Source organism: Planococcus donghaensis MPA1U2 (assembly GCF_000189395.1).
Classification (GTDB): domain Bacteria; phylum Bacillota; class Bacilli; order Bacillales_A; family Planococcaceae; genus Planococcus; species Planococcus donghaensis_B.
On record NZ_AEPB01000002.1, the window covers coordinates 1 to 20,580 of the forward strand.

11 protein-coding genes are annotated in these 20,580 nt (G+C 41.6%); 10 read left to right on the forward strand and 1 reads right to left on the reverse strand.

Annotated elements, in window-relative coordinates; genetic code table 11:
• The 6 genes from GPDM_RS16815 to GPDM_RS01195 form a co-directional block, all read left to right on the forward strand.
• Positions 1-201 (forward strand): hypothetical protein (locus tag GPDM_RS16815; RefSeq protein WP_008428109.1); only part of this gene is annotated, 201 nt, incomplete at its 5' end.
• A 160-nt stretch (positions 202-361) separates the two neighbouring features.
• Positions 362-4,621 carry a S8 family serine peptidase gene (locus tag GPDM_RS01175; RefSeq protein WP_008428111.1) on the forward strand — a complete coding sequence of 1,420 codons (4,260 nt, stop codon included), beginning with the start codon at positions 362-364 and terminating at the stop codon, positions 4,619-4,621.
• A 1,151-nt stretch (positions 4,622-5,772) separates the two neighbouring features.
• On the forward strand, positions 5,773-9,426 hold the full coding sequence (locus GPDM_RS01180; RefSeq protein ID WP_008428113.1) for a S8 family serine peptidase: 3,654 nt from the start codon (positions 5,773-5,775) through the stop codon (positions 9,424-9,426).
• A 79-nt stretch (positions 9,427-9,505) separates the two neighbouring features.
• Positions 9,506-10,171, forward strand: a complete 666-nt coding sequence (locus GPDM_RS01185; RefSeq protein WP_008428115.1) for a hypothetical protein — start codon at positions 9,506-9,508, stop codon at positions 10,169-10,171.
• Positions 10,172-10,226: 55 nt separating this feature from the next.
• The gene (locus GPDM_RS16675) at positions 10,227-11,258 is read left to right on the forward strand and encodes a hypothetical protein (protein WP_008428117.1); all 1,032 of its coding nucleotides are present in this window, start codon (positions 10,227-10,229) and stop codon (positions 11,256-11,258) included.
• Positions 11,259-11,345: 87 nt separating this feature from the next.
• Positions 11,346-12,500: a S1C family serine protease gene (locus tag GPDM_RS01195; RefSeq protein ID WP_008428118.1), complete on the forward strand. Its 1,155-nt coding sequence runs from the start codon at positions 11,346-11,348 to the stop codon at positions 12,498-12,500.
• A 1,302-nt stretch (positions 12,501-13,802) separates the two neighbouring features.
• Here the strand turns inward: GPDM_RS01195 and GPDM_RS01200 are convergent.
• Positions 13,803-14,543, reverse strand: coding sequence for a C40 family peptidase (locus tag GPDM_RS01200; protein ID WP_008428120.1), 741 nt, complete (start codon positions 14,541-14,543; stop codon positions 13,803-13,805).
• Positions 14,544-15,042: 499 nt separating this feature from the next.
• On the opposite strand from GPDM_RS01200, the gene GPDM_RS01205 reads away from it, so the two are divergent.
• The 4 genes from GPDM_RS01205 (at position 15,043) to GPDM_RS01220 (ending at position 19,765) form a co-directional block, all read left to right on the forward strand.
• The gene (locus GPDM_RS01205; protein ID WP_008428121.1) at positions 15,043-16,002 is read left to right on the forward strand and encodes a patatin-like phospholipase family protein; all 960 of its coding nucleotides are present in this window, start codon (positions 15,043-15,045) and stop codon (positions 16,000-16,002) included.
• Positions 16,003-16,180: 178 nt separating this feature from the next.
• On the forward strand, positions 16,181-17,206 hold the full coding sequence (locus GPDM_RS01210; protein WP_039862694.1) for an acyltransferase: 1,026 nt from the start codon (positions 16,181-16,183) through the stop codon (positions 17,204-17,206).
• Positions 17,207-17,604: 398 nt separating this feature from the next.
• The gene (locus tag GPDM_RS01215) at positions 17,605-18,573 is read left to right on the forward strand and encodes a GDP-mannose 4,6-dehydratase (RefSeq protein ID WP_008428125.1); all 969 of its coding nucleotides are present in this window, start codon (positions 17,605-17,607) and stop codon (positions 18,571-18,573) included.
• A 31-nt stretch (positions 18,574-18,604) separates the two neighbouring features.
• Positions 18,605-19,765 (forward strand): glycosyltransferase, encoded by a 1,161-nt coding sequence (locus GPDM_RS01220; RefSeq protein ID WP_008428127.1) that lies wholly within the window; start codon positions 18,605-18,607, stop codon positions 19,763-19,765.
• Positions 19,766-20,580 lie beyond the last annotated feature (815 nt).

Genomic DNA, 20,580 nt, shown 5'->3' on the forward strand with positions numbered 1-20,580 from the left:
AATGTGAAAAGTGAAAAAGTTAATGTAAGAGGATCGCATTCATGTAAAGAGTCAAAAAAGTTTATGTTAAAACTCCAAAACCCAACCCATAAAAGCGATCCGCTTCGCTCCTCTAAAATGCCAGCTTTTCGCAAGCGAAAAGCGAAAGGGCAAATCCCCCATCACAAAAAAATATTTTTATTAATTCGAGAAACTAAATAATATCAAGCTATACCTAGTAAATACCTCTTAAAAACAACGAATAATATCAAATTATCTCCAAATATCGTTTGCAACATTGAAAAAATATGGTAAATTTAAGTTGTTGTGCAATTATAAAAATTCCATATAATTGCGAATTAGATTTAAAGGGGGAGAAAAATTGACGAAGTTAAAACCGTTTTTATTGTTGGCTTTAGTCTTTATGATGACATTCAGCTCGGCTCTTTTCGGACTGACAGGTGTCTCGGCAGCCGTCAACTCATCGAGCGTGCCAAACGTTAAGCTAGAACAAGGGAAACTAAACCTTCCTGAAGCTTTCGTAGATCCAGAAGATCCGAAAAAACAGGTGCGCGTGATTATCGAACTTGATAAAGCACCAGCCATTGAAAGCGCTACAAATAAAGGCGTACTTTATAAAAACTTACCGGACAATCAAAAAGAGAGTTTAGAAGCAGCGGTTGTATCAGACCAAGAATCTGTTCAACTGACAATCGCTTCAATCGCTCCGCGTATTACATATCTTGAAAACTTTACAACTGTCTTTAACGGTTTTTCCGCAGAAGTAGAAGCGGGAGAAGTTGAAGAAATTGCAAATTTAAACGGCGTTAAAGCGGTTTACGAATCGACGGAATATCAACGTCCAGAAGTTCAACCCGAAATGAAATACTCAAAAAAATTGGTTCAAGCGCAACAAGCTTGGACAGATTATGGTTATCGTGGCGAAGGACTTGTTGTGGGCGTCATTGACACAGGAATCGATCCAAGCCACAAAGACATGGTATTAACAGATACCACAACAGGCGACATTACTGAATCCGATGTGTCGGCGTTATTAGCGGACAAATCAATCGAAAACGGTAAATTCTTCACAGCAAAAGTGCCATTTGGCTACAACTACATGGATGGCAACAATGAAATTCTTGACCTAGGCCCTGACGCTTCTATGCACGGCATGCACGTTGCTGGAACAGTTGGTGCAAATGGTAACGAATCAAATGGCGGCATTAAAGGTGTTGCACCAGAAGCACAATTACTAGCGCTAAAAGTATTCGGCAATGACCCACTTTACCCGTCGACTTATGGCGATATTTACATTAAAGCTATTGATGATTCAATCAAACTAGGGGCAGATGTCATCAATATGTCTCTTGGTTCAACTGCAGGATTTGTGGATTCTTCAAACCCTGAACAAAAGGCAGTGGAACGTGCAACAAATAACGGGATCTTAATGTCTATTTCAGCTGGTAACTCGGATATGTTTGGCTCTGGCTATTCTTATCCACGCGCTGACAACCAAGATTACGGCTTAACAGGATCACCAAGCACGTCAATCGATTCATTTGGCGTGGCGTCGTTCGAAAACGATATTATCACAGCGAAAAGCTTGGCTTATCAAGTAGACGGTGCACAAGCAGGACGCGCATTGTATTTATTAGCTAACGATGCAGACCCGACGAAACTACCCAATGCAAGTTACGAAGTAATGGCAGCTGGACTTGGGAAACCTGCAGATTTTGAAGGGAAAGATTTCACTGGAAAATTCGCGTTAATCTCACGCGGAGAAATTTCTTTTGTTGAAAAAGGATTAGCAGCTCAAGCAGCAGGCGCAGCAGGCGTGATTGTTTACAACAACACAACGGGTACAATCAGCATGGCGTCCGATGCAGCGATTAAAATTCCATTTATGTCAGCGCTTCAAGCAGACGGTGTCGAGATGAAAGCACAACTGGATGCTGGCAAAAAAGTAACCGTAGTATTCGACGGAGAATTTCTTGAAATTCAAAACCCGGATGCTGGAAACATGAGTGATTTCACCTCTTGGGGCCCAACACCTAACTTGGATTTCAAACCAGAAATTACAGCACCAGGCGGCAACATTTTCTCAACATTAAATGATGATAGCTACGGACTAATGAGCGGTACATCAATGGCAGCTCCGCACGTTTCTGGTGGAGCAGCACTCGTATTCCAACGCATTGAAGAACTTGGCTTAGAAGGACGCGAGCGCGTTCAATTTGCGAAAAACTTATTGATGAACACAGCAAACCCTGTGGAATTTGATAAAGGCCAATTCGTCTCTCCACGCCGTCAAGGAGCTGGATTGATGCAATTGCATGACGCATTATCAACAGATGTAATGGTAACAAACAAAGCAACAGGCGATGCAAAAGTAGCATTGAAAGAAATCGCAAACGATAAATTCACATTCACATTAAAAGCTGAAAACTTCTCAGACAAAGCAGCAACGTATGATGTAGCTGTAAATGTCCAAACGGATAATTCGGTAAAATTAAAAGAATTGAATGTTACAGCACCAAATGCCACAGGATCTTATGTTGTAACAGAAGATGTGGCAATCGATGCACCTAAAACCATCACAGTTCCAGCAAATGGAACAAAAGAAATGACAGTAACAGTAGACGTTTCAGCACTAAAAGGTATGCCAGAATACGTAAGCTTTATTAACGGATTTTTCGTTGATGGTTTTGTGACGCTTACAGACAAAAATGAAGAAATTACTGGCAATACCCAATTGGTCGTTCCGTATTTCGGCTTTAATGGTGGATGGGACGATGCACGCATTTTTGATGCATTCGCATGGTCAGAGGCGAGCTTCTACGGCATCACACAATTAGCAGATGAAGCAGGAAACGATATCACAGGGGGCACACACACCGGGAAATTTATTCCTGAACGTTTTGCGTTTTCACCAAACGGTGATGAATTGCAAGATGTGGCAGTTCCCGTTTATTCTTTATTAAGAAACGCGAAAAACTTTGAAGTGAACGTATTAGACGCAGCAGGTAAAAAGTTACGGACAATTCGGACCGCTTCAGATTTGACGAAACATTATTCAACCAGTTATTTCTTTACATTCGACCCGCTAAACGGTTGGGATGGAATGATTAATGGCAAACAAGCAAAAGATGGCAAGTACCAAATCCAACTTCGCGCGGTGATTGATTACCCGAACGCAGAATGGCAATCAATTAGTTTCCCAATTATCGTTGATACGGTAGCACCAGAAGCAGCAGCTTCTTACGACGCAGCTACAAAAACAATCGCGGTATCAAAATTTGCGGATAACGCTTCAGGCGTTGGCGTAGACCGTTGGGAAGTTTATTTGAATGGTGAAGAAGTGACAGAAAACGAAGACACACAAGCCGACGAATCTTTGGCACCTTCAAACACTTCTTACAAGCTAGAAACAGCAGTAAAAACAGGTGATGAACTAACAGCAGTGTTTTACGACATCGCTGGAAACGTAACAGAAGTCGAGTTGATGGCTTCTTCGAAAGAAGAAAAAGTTGCACCGGTCATCTTCTTTACCTCACCAGAAGTTTTAGAAGTATATGACCAAAAAACAGTAGAAGTTTCGGGGACAGTAGAAGACGATTCGAAAATCGTTTCACTAACTGTCAACGGCGTCAAAGCGAAAGAATTTGACGGTACGAACTTTAAACACAACGTAACATTCAAAGACGGTTCACAATACGTAACCGTTAAAGCAGTGGATGAGTTCGGCAACGAAATGGAGATTCGCCGTCAGATTTTAGTAGACACAACACCAGCGGTTATTTCAATCGTCAGTGCACCAAAAGCGGTTGGAGCAAATGTCTCTGAAGTTGAAGTGACATTTAATGTGAAAGACAATATGGACGATATCTCCGCATACGTAAATGGCAGCGAAGTTTTCAAAAAAGTGATGTCTGAGCCATACGGCAAAGCAAGCTTTAACCAAAACATCAAAACCAAGCTAGCGGTCGATAAAATCGGTGCCAACAACTACACCATCATGGTGAAAGACGCAGCCGGTCATGAAACAGAAAAAACAATCACAATCACAAAAGCAGCAAAAGTAACATTTAGCGACATTCAAACGTATTGGGCAAAAACTCAAATTGAGGCATTAGCTTCCCAAAACATCATCAAAGGGAAAACCGATACACTGTTCGCACCAAAAGAAGACTTAACACGTGCTGAATTTGCGGTACTGTTAACGCGCACACTGGAATTGCCATTAAAAGACTATGAAGGCCGATTCACAGATGCAGGACCAAGCAAAACATGGGCATCAAAAGAAATCGAAGCAGCGGCACGTGCAGGCATCGTACTTGGATTGCCAAACAACACATTCGATCCGAAAGCACCAATTTCTCGCCAAGACACAGCGGTGATGATCATGCGTGCGATCGAATACAAAGAAGCGTCGTTACTAGAAGGCCTAGACACAACGCATAAATTTGCGGACAACGCGAAAATCAAAGCGTACGCAAGTGAGTCTGTTGCACAAGCTTACGCACTTGGCTTGATCACAGGTCGCACAGGCAACATCTTCGACCCACAAGCTAAAATCACCCGAGGCGAAACAGCGGCAGTCCTTTACCGTGCCCTCGAAAAGATGGATCTATTGAAATAAACTATTATATAGAAGAAACGTAAAACTTCTTCTGTAAATAAATCAGGCAAGCAATCAGATTTTTGATTGCTTGTCTTTTTTGTTGTGTTGTAAAAGAAATTGTTAAGGCTAGATAGTACAAAAAGTATAGGGGTGAGAAATCGCTGCAGATGGACGCTTTCCTGCGGGCTTGCGCCGAACTAACTCGGGCGAATGCCCGAGTGGATTTCGGCACTTCGCTATCCCGCGGGAGTCGCCATCTTTCGCTCTTTCTTAGGTTTTTTCGCATAATATTTATATAGAATTCAGTGCTAACTTTTTTAGCTGTATTGGTTATTGATACGTAGCTATTTGTTCTATCGCGTTTCGTCTGCGAAACGCTGGCATCTTTATGGGGTGAGTTTGAGAGTTTTACGTGAACTTTTTTAGCTGTTACATGAATTTTTTAACCTCTTACCTGAACTTTTCAGCTCTTTACATGACTTTTCGAACGCCTTACATGAACCCAGTCCTCTTACACGAACTTTTTAGCGTTTTACATGAACTCTTGACCTCTTTACCCGACTTTTTCAGCTCTTTAAATAAACTCGAAAATTCTCAACCCGTACACCACTTTTCTACATCTGCATTTGGTTTACCCTAAGTTCAAAAAACTGATTGGAAACTGTTCGCGTGGCGAACAGCCTAAAATAATAACTTCCTTATTTCACCAATTCACTATCAACTAACTCCCTAGCCAAGGAGCGCCAAGGGCTAGGCGAAGCAAGAAGACGAGTGATCTTCTCGGCTTATCGCGGGAGCCATGCCCAAAGCGAGCGAAGGCGACTATTAGAACTTCACGCTAGCTACTACTCAAAAAAGTAACTCTCTGTATATCAACCACCTACCCAGCCAAGGAGCGCCAAGGGCTAGACGAAGCAAGAAGACGAGTGCTTTTCTCGGCTTCTTGTGAAAGTCATGCCCATAGCGAGCGAAGGCGTTTCTTAGAAACATCAACCTAAAAAAAGGAAAAAACCAGTATCCTCAATAATCCAAATACCTAAAAACACCACCAAAATCCCACAAATAAGATAGCTTTGGAACCATAGACTTTTGGTCGTTTTACTGGAAAAATGAAGTTGATTTAATTATTTGATAATTGAGATAATAATCGATTAAAAGGAGGATCATGTATGGCGAAAACGCGTGTGTTTGTATGTTTTTTATTAGTGTGGAGTAGTTTTGCCGCTTTTGGGAGCCCAACGCTGTCAAAAGCACCGAGTCCAGAAACCAATTTATCAAAAGCGATGTTGAAACCACAGGCGCCAAAAGAAAAGGTGCGCATCATTATCGAATTGCAAGAAGAGCCGACCATTGAAGCGGCAACAACAAAAGGAGTTTTGTATAAAGAATTGCCAGAGCGTCAAAAAGAGCAAATCGAAGCGGCAGCACTCGTAAAACAGGAAGCTGCACAAGTGGCAATCGTGAAAGTGGCGCCAGAAATCGATTACCTCGAAACATTCACGGCCGTGTTTAATGGCTTTTCTGCAGAAGTAGAAGCGGGACAAGTCGCAGAAATCGAGAAGCTGCCGAATGTAAAAGCAGTGTACGAGGCAACCGAGTACAAACGACCGGAAGTAGAGCCGCTCATGAAGCATTCAAAAGAGCTTGTGCAAGCACAACAAGCTTGGCGCGATTATGGCTTTAAAGGAGAAGGCATGATTGTAGGCGTAATAGATACAGGAATCGATCCGGGTCACCGAGATATGGTGCTGAGCGACAACGAAACCGCTGCGTTAACGCAGGCGGAAGTCGAAGAGTTTGTTTGGGATCACAGCATTGAAGAAGGCGCGTTCTTTACTGAAAAAGTGCCTTTTGGTTATAACTATATGGACAGCAACACAGAAATCCGAGACGTTGCTCCAACGGCGTCGATGCACGGCATGCATGTAGCAGGAACGATTGCGGCCAATGGCGATGAAGAAAATGGCGGCATTAAAGGTGTCGCTCCGGAAGCGCAATTACTGGCGCTAAAAGTGTTCGGCAACGATGCTATGTATCCGACGACTTTTGGTGACATTTACATTAAAGCAATGGATGATGCCATTAAACTCGGCGCAGATGTTATCAATATGTCGCTCGGTGCTACGGCTGGCTTTGTGGATACCTCAAGTCCAGAGCAACAAGCAGTGGAACGCGCGACAAATAACGGCATACTGGTTGCCATATCTGCTGGTAATGAAGACATGTTAGGATCAGGATTCCAGTCACCATTTGCAAAAAATCAAGATTACGGGTTAATTGGCACACCGGGAATCGCGATGGATTCGTTAGGCGTGGCGTCTTTTGAAAATAGTGTAATCACGACAGAAAGTTTTACGTATCAAGTGGACGGTGTACAAACAGGGCGGGCACTCTATATAGCAGCAAATGATGTCGACCCGACCACGTTACCCGAGGAATCGTATTCAGTTGTTGAAGTAGGTCTTGGACAACCTGAAGACTTTGACGGAAAAGATGTAACGGGCAAATTTGCATTGATTGAACGAGGCATTATTCCGTTTTCGGAAAAAGCCTTTTTAGCAGAATCAATGGGAGCGGCGGGTGTCATTATTTACAACAACACGACGGGGCCGGTCAATATGGAATATGATCCGTATATTCAAATTCCGTTTTTATCGACCTTGCAAAAAGATGGTTTGGCAATGAAAGCAGAGTTGGATGCTGGAAAAGAAGTGACCGTGGCTTTTGACGGCCAGCAACTAGAAACACCCAATCCGAATGCAGGTAAAATGAGTGAATTTACTTCTTGGGGTCCTACACCCAATTTGGACTTTAAACCAGAAATCACCGCACCAGGAGGCAATATTTTTTCTACACTTAACGACAATGAATATGGTTTGATGAGCGGAACTTCTATGGCAGCACCGCATGTAGCTGGCGGCACTGCACTTGTGTTCCAGCGCATTGAAGAACTCGGGCTAAAAGGCCGGGACCGCGTGGAGTTTGCGAAAAATTTATTGATGAATACGGCTAACCCAGTGGAGCTCATTCCCGGGCAATATGTGTCACCACGTCGTCAAGGTGCAGGGCTCATGCAACTGCATGACGCGCTATCGACCGATGTAATGGTGACAGACGAAACTACAGGGGACGCTAAAGTTGCGTTAAAAGAAATTAAAGACAACACGATCACTATGACGTTACAAGCAGAGAATTTTTCGGATACCGATGCGACGTACAATGTCGCAGTTACCGTGCAAACCGATTACGCAATTAAACATCCGGAGCGGAAAATTGATATTACCGATCCAAACCGTGCCGGTTCGAACGTTGTGACAAGCCTCGTTAATATTACATCACCCGATCTCGTTACGGTGCCAGCAAATGACACAGCAGAAATCGAGGTAACAATCGATATCGCGACATTACGTGGACGCCCAGAATTCGCAGCGTTTACAAACGGTTACTTTATTGATGGGTTTATTACATTAACGGATACGAACGAAGAAGTAACCGGCAACACACCGCTTACGGTACCGTATTTCGGTTTTAACGGCGGATGGGATGACGCGCCAGTTTTTGATGACGTCGCATGGAATGCAGAAACATTTTACGCGATGACATTTTTGACCGATGATTTCGGCCAAATTCTTAACGGTGGCAGTCATCAAGCTGAATTTGTGCCAGAAAGCTTTGCTTTTTCACCAAATGGCGATGGCAGCCGGGAATCGATTATTCCGGTGTTCTCGCTCCTTCGCAACGCCAAGCAACTAGAAGTCAATGTGCTTGATGCAAACGGCAAAAAGCTGCGGACCTTGCAAACAGAAAAGAATTTAGTGAAAAACTTTACCGACTATTTTTCGTATTATTACGATTTCCTCAACGAATGGAACGGTGAAGTACTTGGCAAACCCGTCAAAGACGGCAATTATCAAATCGAAATGCGTGCAGTTATTGACTATCCGGATGCAGAATGGCAATCGTTAACGATGCCAATTCTGGTCGACACGGTCGCACCAACGGCAACGGCGACGCTCAACGGGACAACCAATACCGTGAACGTCACAAGTTTCACCGACAACACAGGTGGCGGCGGACCGGACCGTTGGGAAGTGTTCCATAACGGTGTCGAACTGACCGAAAACCTGGATACCTTTGAAGACGAATCACTAGCACCAAAAACCACCAGCTACAAACTGCCAGTGACGATCAACAAAGGCGATCGACTGACAGCGGTTTTTCACGACACAGCTGGCAATAAAACCACCGTGTTCTTAACGGAAGCAGTTGCTGATACAGAAAAACCAGCCATTTCTATTCTTTCGCCAGGACCACTTGATGTGTTCGGTACGAAACGTATCGATGTATTTGGTACTGTAGAAGACAGTTCGCGTATTGTGTCGATTACAGTAAACGGTGAAAAAGCCAATCGATTTGACGGTCTGTTTTTCCAGCATACTTTAACGCTTGAAGACGGCCGTAACGATATATTTGTTAAAGCAATTGATGAAGCAAACAATGAACTCGAAGTGCGCAGCCAAGTGCTAATCGATACACAACCTGCAGAAATCGAACTTGTGGAGGTTCTTAAAATAATAGAAGCTGACCAAGACAGTGCAGAAGTTACGTTTAACGTGACAGACAATATGGACCAAATCAAAGTCTATTTAATCGATAGCGAAGTATACAGCCACGCCATGACCGAGCCTTATGGAGAGAATGGCTTTGATGAAGACATTACGATCGATGTTCCTGTGGCGGATTTAGGTGACAACAAATTTACCTTAAAAGTAGTCGATGCTGCAGGCAACGAGTCAGAAGAAAACTTTACCATTAAAAAATAATGCCGTAATAGCTGAGACGAAGTTGTCTCAGCTATTTCTTTTTTTCAGGTTATAATAGATGAAAAAGGGGGCGGCGAATGTGAAAAAGAAACTCCTAGGAATCATAGCGGTATGTGTATTAGCGATTGGCATAGGGACGTTAATCATACTTTGGTACGTAGGGATGTTCTTTTTCGATAAGGTTGAGGACTCCCGAACTGAAGACGAGATAGCGAAAGCCTATATCGAAGAAAAATATGGTATGGACACTATTTTTATAAATATTACTGACAATTTTGTAGATGGCAAAAGTTATAGAATGGCTTTTAAAGAGCAAGAAGAAGTGGTCTTCACAGTCACATTCGAAACCGTAGATTACTCGACTGTTTACCATGATGATTACGAAATTATGTTAGCAGAGTATGAAGCAAAAGAACAAGCAGAAAAAATCTTGCCACAAATAGAAGAGATTGGATTTGAAAAACCGTTAAGTGGTTTGCTCGTACAAACGGGTTTGGATAATATAAAAAACGAGAAGCGCATTCGTTGGCTAATGTTAGAAACCGAAACGAGTTACGAAACCATTGAAAAAAACGAAGTTGAAGCCATCATCACGGTGTTAAATCTGGTAGAAGATTACAATATCGATGTGCAGAAAATCAAACTTTACAACCGGTGGGACCGGTCACAAGTTGTCTTAGACTTGCGGGAAATAGAGGATGTTCAAAGCGAAGAAGAAATAGAAGCACGTATCAGGAGCCGGTAAACTCGAACAATCTGTTTTTTATTAGGGATAATAGGCTGAAAAGGGATGATACTGGGTGAAAAAGAATTTCCTAATCGTCATGATGATACCGTTTTTTTTAATCAGTGGAGTCGTAATGTGGTGGCTCGTTAATCGGATAATTGATGATCAAATTGAAGACCGTAAGGCAAAAGAATTTATCGAAGAAAAGTATGGTATGGAAGTCAATGTGATCAGTGAAACAAATGCTGATTTTGTAGTGGGACATAGCTATCAAATGGCTTTTGAAGAACAAAAAGATGTTGTTTTTACGGTCACGGTAGATACCGAAAATTACGCTACCATTTACCGAGATGATTACAAAATGCAATTGGCTTTTTATGAATTAAAAGAACAAATGGAAGACCTATTGCCTGAATTAGAAGAGCTCGGATATACAAAACCAGTGAATGGCGATTTCGTCGACCACGTGGTAAAAGACTTCCGAACACAAGACTCAGTTCGATGGGTGATTTTAGAAACAGATAGACAACTAGACGTCATTGAAAAGTCCGAAATTGAAACAGTGAAAAAATTTCTTGATCTTCAAGAAAAACACAAGCTGGATTTCCAAAAGTTTTTTATCACCGATCAAGAAAACAAGTATGGAATTTTTGTAGACTTACGCGAATTAGGCGATCATCGAAGTTTAGAGGAAGTTGAAGCGTATATCTTAAAAGAGAGCCGCGGCGATTTATCAAGAGTGAGCCTGCAGATGCAAGACAAATGGCGAGGTGCAGCGACTCAAGCACAAACGGAACGCTTCGAATTTCGTAGCGTCACGGAAGGGGATCAGTGGCTGTATTGCCAGGCGGTCAATGCACAAGGAGATTGCACCGAGACATATACAACTATTGTTTTTGAAAGGGATCAACTCAGCAAACAAAATCCTAAATTAGCAGCGGATTTTGACGCCATCTTTGCTTTTTTTGACAACATTGAGCCGCCGTTAGCAACCGTTAATTTATCAATACTAGATGCAGAAGGACGCGGGATGAGCTTTTCACTCGAGGAACGTCAAAGCTATGCCTCAACCCAAGAACTGATCAATGATTTATTTCTAGATTAACAGCGAACTAACGAAATAAATGAAACCATTGCCGAAGCAAACCGTCTATAATAAAATCAACAACGAAAAAAAGTGAGCTGATTTGAAATGACCCGAAAAACATCCAAGGAAATCAAAAAAACCAATCAAATCATCGCCGCTTTAACAGTAGCGCTGGTACTCGTAATGGCATTAGGCATTTACGTAATGATGAAACCAGATTCACCAGAGCCATCCTTATCCACTCAACAACAAACCGAAAGCAGCACACCAGAATCGGAAACTGAACTCGCGTCCATGATTGCCACCGCCAAAACACATGTCTACACGCTCTACACCGACCTCGAACAAGGGTCAGGCTTTCTCATCAACAACCAAGGGGACATATTGACCAATGGCCACGTCGTATTAGACGCCTCCTACATCACCGTCAAAAACAGTGATGGCCAGGAGTTTAACGGCAACATTATCGGCAAGTCGGAAACAGAAGATTTGGCTATCGTTCGCGTCGACGAACTAGCAGGCAAAGAACCACTTGAAATTGAAATGGAACCTGTCGACATTGGCACACCAGTCGTCGCCATCGGTAGCCCAAATGACCAAAGTAATACGGCAACGACAGGTGAAATCACCGAGACCGATTTAGACTTCTCTGATCAATTTGAATACACCAATCTATACGAAATGAGTGCAGAAATCGCACAAGGCTCGAGTGGGGGACCATTGATCGCAGCCGACACTGGAAAATTGCTGGGCATCAACTCCATCATTATTGAAGAAAACCCAGAATCCGGCTACGCGATCCCAATCTACACCGTATGGGATCAGTTAACAGAATGGATCAATAACCCAATATTACCGGAAGAGCAGGAAATTGTGCTGCAAGACGTGAAAGACGCGTACTTTGCCGATGATTTACTTGAAAGCTTTATCTCTTCGTATTACGAGTTATTGCCATATTCGCTGAACGATAGAGAATCGAGCTTTTACTTGTCTTATATTTTCCCAGGCAGCAACGCCGAACAACAAGCAACTGGGCTAATCGAAGAATACAGTGACCCGAGTCGTATTTACGACATCGTCGAGCCAACCATCACCGCTATTGAAATAGAAGGCGATAGCGCACTGGTCGAAGCTGAAGCCGAGTTCACGTATCACGACAAAGAAAGCGACAAAACGTCTACCATTTCGCACAAAGGAATTTACACAGTTGTGATTGATGAGTATGGAGATTATCAAATAGAGGGTATTATCAATCAGTAAGGAGCAGGCTCTTAGGGAGTCTGCTTTTTTATGTGGTTAGAAGTCGCCTTCGCTCGCTTTGGGCATGACTTTCACAAAAATCCGAGAAAAGCACTCGTCTTCTAGCTTCGTCTAGCCCTTGTCGCTCCTCGGCTGGGCAGTTGGTTGATAGAGAAAGAGGTACTTTTTTTGAGTAATAGGTCGAGTGAAGTTTTAAAGATCGCCATCGCTCGCTTTGGGCATGACTTTCGCAAGAAGCCGAGAAGAGCACTCGTCTTCTAGCTTCGTCTAGCCCTTGTCGCTCCTTGGCTGGGTAGGTGGTTAATATAAAAAGAGTTTCTTTTTTGAGTAGTAGGTAGTGAGATGTATTAGAAGTCGCCTTCGGCCGCTTTGGGCATGGCTCCCGCAAGAAGCCGAGAAGGGCACTCGTCTTCTAGCTTCGCCTAGCCCGTGGACGCGCCTCGGCTGGAAAGTGGACTTATGGAGAAAGAGTAATGATTCATCTTTAAACTCAATATTTATTTGGAAGCCTTATATTTTTATATATGTATTTTAAGAGTTTTCATATCTTATCTGTGAAGTGGAATGGGTAAAACGTGACAGCTGTTATGTTGGGCTGTTCGCTATGCGAACAGTTTCCAATCAGTTTTTTGGACTTGTGATAAACCAAATGAAGATGTAAAAAGTGATGTACTATGGTTGAGAATTTTCGAGTTCAGGTAAGAAGCTGAAAAAGTCGGGTAAAGGCTTTAAAAGTTCATGTAAAGGGAGAAAAAGTTCATGTATAAAACGGAAAAGTTCATGTAAGAGGAGCCGATTCATGTAAAGCGTCCAAAAAGTCATGTAAAGACTTCAAAAGTTCAGGTAAGAGGTTAAAAAATTCATGTAACAGTCAAAAAAGTTCGCATAAAAGCTCCCAAACCCAACCCACAATAGATGCCAGCGTTTCGCATGCGAAACGCGATAAAACAAATAGCTACGTACCAATACTAATATAGATACAAAAGTTAGCACTGAATTCTATTTAAATACTATGCGAAAAAACCTATAAAAAAGCGAAAGATGGCGACTCCCGCGGGATAGCGAAGTGCCGAAATCCACTCGGGCATTTGCCCGAGTTAGTTCGGCGCAAGCCCGCAGGAAAGCGTCCATCTGTAGCGATTTCCCTCTACACCAATTGTGTTAACTTGTAAGTTAAGCTTGTTTTCAAAAGTGCACACCTAGAGAGATTTCTTCCTAAAAAAGCCAAATAAAAAAAGGGGACCAGCAAAAACCTGCTCTTAAGCAGACTTTCGGGTCACCCTTTTGGAAATCCAGATGGAATTAGAAACGTTTGAAGCTGTGGAATTTCTTGCCCCAGTATGGATCATTCATGCTCTTAACTTCAGCTTTCGCTCCGCCTGAATGCACGAACTGGTTGTTACCGATGTAAATCCCAACGTGTGAGATCCCAGCGCGGTACGTATTCGCAAAGAAAACCAAATCTCCTGGTTGTGGAGTGCTTACTGTGTAGCTCTCTGCATATTGCGTTAACGTCGTACGTGAAACACTCTTACCAGCTTGTTTGAATGCATATTGGATAAATCCGCTGCAATCAAATCCAGCAGTCGTTGTACCACCAAATTTGTATGGAATGCCTTGCAATGCCAATGCTTCTGACACAACTGCAGAAGAAGAGGTAGAAACTGAAGCTTTCTTAACTGTTGTTGAAGTTAATAATGTGCTTAAAATCCAACCAGACTTGCCGTTAACTTTTACTTTATACCAAGTAGAGTTGCCGACTTTCTTTTGGTGAGTTGCTGTAGCAATTGATCCTTTTTTAGCAACTGTTACAACTTTGTTTTTTGTTCCCGCATCCGCGCGAATGTTTGAGTTGTATTTTGTTTTAAATGTACCTGATTTGGCAGTTGCTTTGCTTGATGCAACTTGCTCTATAGTTGAAACAGTAGATTCTTGAGAAGTAGAAATTTCGTTTTGTACGGGTTGAGCGGCCTGGGCGTCAGTAACTGAGTTAGCAAATAGCAATGATCCTGCTGTAAATAGCGTAAAGAATATCTTTTTCATTGTTGTTGGTTCCTCCAAGTTTTTTATTATCCAAGAATATGAATTAATAATATTTTGCTCTGTCATTTACTATATAGATAGAACAACTTAAAAACAACGTCAATTCAATTGCAGTTATATTACAGTTATATAACAAAATAAAAACAATCTAGAAACCTTGTAATATCAAGCTTTTTTCAACAATAAAAAAGTGATTCTCTGTGAAATAAACAAATAATCAAGAAAAAATGGGTTTTTAATTACATTTAAAAGGATAATAAAACCATATTTTAAAAGTATTACAGCTATACGTAGCCTATACAAAGTCAAAAAAATATAAAAAGAGATCCAAGCAAATGGCTACCAAAGCTTTTTACCAATAAATTGTTAAGGATAGCAAATTAATATCTTAATTGCCTGATTAATGAGATTACAATAATGATTTGATATCGTTTTTGACAAGTCGACCCCAAATTCTTACAATGAATTAAAGTCTGAACATTCAAAATGAGGTGCAGAGATGAAAAGGATTTTATCGATAGATGGGGGCGGCGTGCGAGGAATTATTCCAGCAATGCTGCTTGCAGAACTAGAAGCCCAAAGTGGAAAGCCGGTTTCGGAGCTATTTGATTTGGTTGTCGGAGCATCAACGGGAGGCATTTTAGCATTAGGGCTAGTTGCACCTGACCCAAAAGATCACACAAAGCCTCGCTACACAGCCAAGCAATTCCTTGGCTTTTACAAAGAAGAATCACACGAAATCTTTGATAAATCTTTATTTTTTAAAATCACTCGTGGTATTTTCACAAGTCGCTATCAAGCACACGCGCTAGAAAAAGCACTCAAAAAGTATTTCGGCCCTACAATGCTCTCAGAAGCAATCGTGAACGTCGTTATACCTAGCTACGAACTCCATGGACGCTTTACAGCTTTTTTCAAAAGTAGTGACATTCACACGAAAAAAATCGAACGCGACGTAAAGATGAGAGACGTTGCACGCGCTGCGTCTGCAGCCCCCACTTACTTCACACCTAAAAAAATAAAAGAATACCCAGGTGCTAGCTTTATCGATGGCGGTGTATTTGCTAATAATCCTGCAATGTGCGCTTACGCCGAAGCGAAAGAAGTTTTCCCGGACGAAGAATTACTCATCGTATCGCTCGGGACCGGCAACCCGCAGCTCACCATTCAATTTGAGAAATACAGAACATGGGGGCTGCTCAGTTGGGCAAAGCCTTTATGGTATGTCTTGTCCGACGGTAGCTCAGACGTCGTCGATTATCAACTAAAATTTGTACTCCCGAACCGCGAAGACAGCCAGCGCTATTACCGCTTTCAAATCGAGTTGCTTCAACCCGGCACTGAAAAACTAGACAATGGTTCTGAAGAAAACATTAACGATCTCTTCAACCTCGGCCAAGAACTAATCGACACGCGGCGCGAAGACATTCAAAAACTCTGCAAACAATTAGTCGAGTAACACAATTGCCATCAATTTGTAGTGGCTCTATTTCCGCCAACAAGCTAAAATAAGAAAGCGAATAAAAGATAAGTCGCACTGAAATTTCATCTATTTAAATTTTTTCTTCTATATAATACAAATAACATAGCAGAGAGCTTTCTTCGTTTTAAAAAGATCACTCAAAGGAGACACCCCCATGACCAGAAGATACGACTATATGGATTGGTTGCGCGCTTTATCGATATTCGTCGTCGTCGGCATCCATGTAGTATCAAAAATTATCAATAACACCACAACAGACGACTGGATCTGGCATTTCGCCAACATCTTTGACGCTGGTTTGCGCTGGTGCGTGCCCGTCTTCTTCATGCTAAGCGGGGCATTGCTCTTAACACGCGACAAAGAAGAAAGCGTTTTGGAATTTCTCAAAAAGCGACTAGCCAAAGTCGTTATTCCGCTAATCTTCTGGAGCATTGTCTACACCATGTACAATATTTACGAACTGGAAGAATCCTATACCGCCTACGAAATCTTTGTTCAATTCCTGACCGACGACATCTATTACCACTTATGGTTTCTTTACACCATCACCGGTCTTTATATTATGGCGCCATTTTTAAAACTACTGGTTCAATACATGGATAAGAAAACCTTCCAAGCCTTTTTACTATTTTGGATGGTCTTCGCAAGTTTCCTACCATTTCTACCAAAATTCTTTGACTTTGAAATCGCATTATCAGCAGGGCTATTCGAACCGTACATCGGCTACTTTTTACTAGGAGCCTATCTCGTTCTTTATCCAGTACCAAGAAAATACCTCCCAACACTTGGCATACTCGCACTAATCAGTTACATCGCCACTGTCTGGGGTACTTACTACTTGAATATCGGTTTACCGGAAGGTGAGTTTGATGAATTTTTCTATGAACATTACCGGCCGAACAACTTGCTTATCACCTTATTTATCTTTGTCGGCTTCCAACAGTTGGCCAACAAGATTAAACCAAAAACCTTAATCACGCGAATTAGTACAGCAACATTTGGCATTTACATCATTCACCCGCTAATCCAAAATTATTTAAACAAGCTCGTAGGTTTCAATGAAACAACATTTAATCCAATCGTCAGCGTACCGCTTGTATGGATAGTTATCTTCAGTATTTCGTTCGGGATCATCTTACTTATGCAAAAACTCCCAGTGATTAACCGGTTAGTCCCATAAAAACCAGCCTTCAACAAGAAGGCTGGTTTTTGTAGTTAAAAAAAGTTAAAAAAATTTCAGCTAAAAAGTAATGAATAAGACCTAATAAGTGATACATTAATAAAAACCTGTTCCTTAAAAAGTAAAAATCCATCAAATAATTTCCAATTTAATAAATATTCATAACCATTTTTAACGATTATCCAACTAATGACCAATCTTTTTCCGATTTTGTAATGCAAATTATCTATTTAAAGGTTATAATAATTAAATATTTAGAAAACAAAAACTTTTAACCTAGTTTTAACTCAAATGTCATAACATAGTAATTGTAAGTGGTACTAAAGTCTGGTGTGCGGTAAATTTAAATACTTAAAACCGTACTGGACTTAATAATGACCCAAGAGAGGTGAACGGCTTTGAATGCTAAAACCATACTTGTTACCGGAGGTCACGGATTTATCGGATCTAATCTCATCCATTATTACTTAAACAAATATCCGCAATACCAACTCGTGAACATCGATTACAATACTGAAGCCGTGAGCCCAGAAAAACCTTCTGGATCCGATCAAGCAGCTCGTTATTCATATCACCGAGTGGATATCCGAAACGCTTACGCGATCAATCATTTATTCGAGCTTTATGACATAACCGACATTATCCACTGCGCAGCAGAAACGCGCAGCGAGAAACAAGTTGGGGAAATTCGTCTTTACGAGCAAACCAATGTGCTCGGGACGATGAATTTATTGCAAGCGGCACAAAGCGCTTGGATGGAATCAGCGCATCAGCCAAAAGAAAAATACGCAACATCTTGTTTTCATCACATTTCGCTTACGGATGCGTACAAACCATCGCTATACAGCGACAGTAAAAAAAGAGCAGATGACATGATTGGCGAGTTTCATAAGAAAACCGGATTAAATGTCATCACGACTGCGAGTCCAGAAGTTTTTGGGCCGATGCAAAAAGAAGAAGAACTCATCCCTGCATACATTGACCAAGCATTAAAAGGGAAACTGGGTATTTTTGAAGAATCAGCTGAAAACATCCGCAACTGGTTGTTTGTTAGCGACTTGTGCGAAGCGATTGATACGGTGTTTCACTTAGGAGATGCCGGAGGCCGTTACGAAATTGGCTACAATGCCCGCATGGGAGACCGAGAGCTTGCGTGGTGCATCACATCACTGATGGGGACTCATTTCCCGGGAAATTATTCACATCAAAAACAAAGCAACATAGATAATAGCGCATACTCACCAGAGAAACCGGTGCAACAGAAACTGCCTGGAATTGCGCCATTTACACCCTTTGAAAAAGGCTTGCGCATCACATTTAATTGGTACTCCAATAAAAACAAAACTGAGGATTTTTTAAAAAAGTAATGGAAGATAAACCAGAAGATGAGGTGAACACATGAACACATTCAATAATGCCCAATTTTTCGACTTTGAAAAACCAAAAGGATCAATCAAATCAATTGCCCTTATCCATAAAAACATGAAGCCGGGCGGCATCGAGATGTTAGTGGTGAAAATGGTGAAATGGTTTAGCGCGCACGATTATAAAGTAACGTTGTTCTTGTATAGCAGCGGCGGACCATTATTACGTGAACTTGAGTCGCTTGAAGGCGTAACGATTGTCGTTGACGAAGACACAAGCGACCCAACAATCAACTTATGGCTTGCCACTAAAATGTTGAGCAGACGTATCGAAGAGAAATTCGATTTGGTGTATTCGTTTGGACCAATGTCGTTCTTGTTATCGTACTTATTGCCAGCGAGAAAACGGATGTCGGGAGTTTACTCGCCAGACAGCTATGCACAAAAAGGCATCGGCGGAGCGGTCAAAGCATTAAAGTTGATCGATCCAAAATTTGCTCAAAAATTGATGTTCATGACGCCGTCGATCAAAGAAAGAACAGAAAATGCGATTGGGCAACCGTTAGAAAATGCGATTTTCCCGTTACCATTGGATTTCTGCACTGCGATGAACCCATTAAGTAATTCTGAATCTCGTCGCATTGTCTCGATTGGTCAATTGGCGCGTTTCCGCACTTATAACTATTACATGATTGATATTATGGAACGACTCATCCAAATCGATCCGGAATTTACGTATCACATTTACGGAACGGGGCAAGGGGAAGACAGTTTGCGCAAAAAAATTGCCAACTCTCCAGCGCGTGATCATATCTTCATGCACGGAAAGTTCAAACCGAGTCACAAAAAAGCGGCGTTGCAAAACACATTTTGTTTTGTAGGCATGGGTGTTCCACTTATTGAAGCAGCAGGTTGTGGCATTCCCGGGATTGTCGGCAAAGTAAACGATCGTTTCGGATTAACAGAAGGTTTTCTTCACCAACTGCCACCTTATGAAAGCGGAGATTCTTCCTCAGAAACGAGCGAATTGTTCAGTGTCGAAGAACAAATTATGAAGCTGTTATCGAGCAAAGAAGAATACAACCGAATTTCCAAAAGAGAACGCATGAAAGCCAATGAGTTTGAAAGTAATCACGTGATGGAGAACTTTATTAAAGAAGCAGAGTTCAATAAAGTCTCATTCCGCTTGCACTAGGAAATAGAGTGGGTAATTTAGATTAGTCCAGAATGTTATATTTAAATAATAGTATATTCTGATTCAATTACCAAAATATTACCTAAATGAATGTGTCAATTTGACTAGTATTCCGTATACAAAAGTATTATACTGGGAATAACAAAAAACGAGCGTTGCACCAGACCTATAAAATACAATTGAAAGTGAGATGAATGGTTTATGGCAGAGTATAGCTCTTATAAAGAAAAATTAGAAAAACACCATAACAAAGCCATAGTAGAAGTGATAAAAGACCTCTACGTCAACGAGGATCTAGGACCATCGGTTAGTGCCAAAAAGCTTGGTATTCCGAGACAAGCATTCATTTACTTTGTGAACCTCTACGACTTAAAAAAACTAAAATTCGCACATTGCAAAAAAAAATTACCTTCCTAGCCAAACGCGAACTCATCCAATAAGATAAATCGATAAAACCTGCTCATGGAATACTGGAGCAGGTTTTTTGTTTGGGTGAAAATAAGAAGAAATCGCTACATTCGGACGCTTTCCGCGGACGCAGCGCTGAGCCTCCTCGTCGCAAGCTCCTGCGGGGTCTCATCACTACGTTGTTCCGCAGGAGTCGCCGAATTCCGCTCTTTCTTCTGGGTGTCACTTTTTATAACTAGCTACTCAATAAAAGAGGGACCTTAATACACGGTGTGATACCAAATCCTTTTAAGAAGTTCAAAACTTCATGTATAGAACGAAAAAGTTCATGTAAAGATGTCAAAACTTCATGTAAAAGCAACAAAAGTTCATGTATAAACCCAAAACTCACTAGTAACAACCACTCA

Coding starts and splice junctions, on each gene's coding strand:
- GPDM_RS01180 (WP_008428113.1), top strand. CDS start 5,773: ATGGCGAAAACGCGTGTGTTTGTATGTTTTTTATTAGTGTGGAGTAGT.
- GPDM_RS01195 (WP_008428118.1), top strand. CDS start 11,346: ATGACCCGAAAAACATCCAAGGAAATCAAAAAAACCAATCAAATCATC.
- GPDM_RS01200 (WP_008428120.1), bottom strand. CDS start 14,543: ATGAAAAAGATATTCTTTACGCTATTTACAGCAGGATCATTGCTATTT.
- GPDM_RS01210 (WP_039862694.1), top strand. CDS start 16,181: ATGACCAGAAGATACGACTATATGGATTGGTTGCGCGCTTTATCGATA.
- GPDM_RS01205 (WP_008428121.1), top strand. CDS start 15,043: ATGAAAAGGATTTTATCGATAGATGGGGGCGGCGTGCGAGGAATTATT.
- GPDM_RS01220 (WP_008428127.1), top strand. CDS start 18,605: ATGAACACATTCAATAATGCCCAATTTTTCGACTTTGAAAAACCAAAA.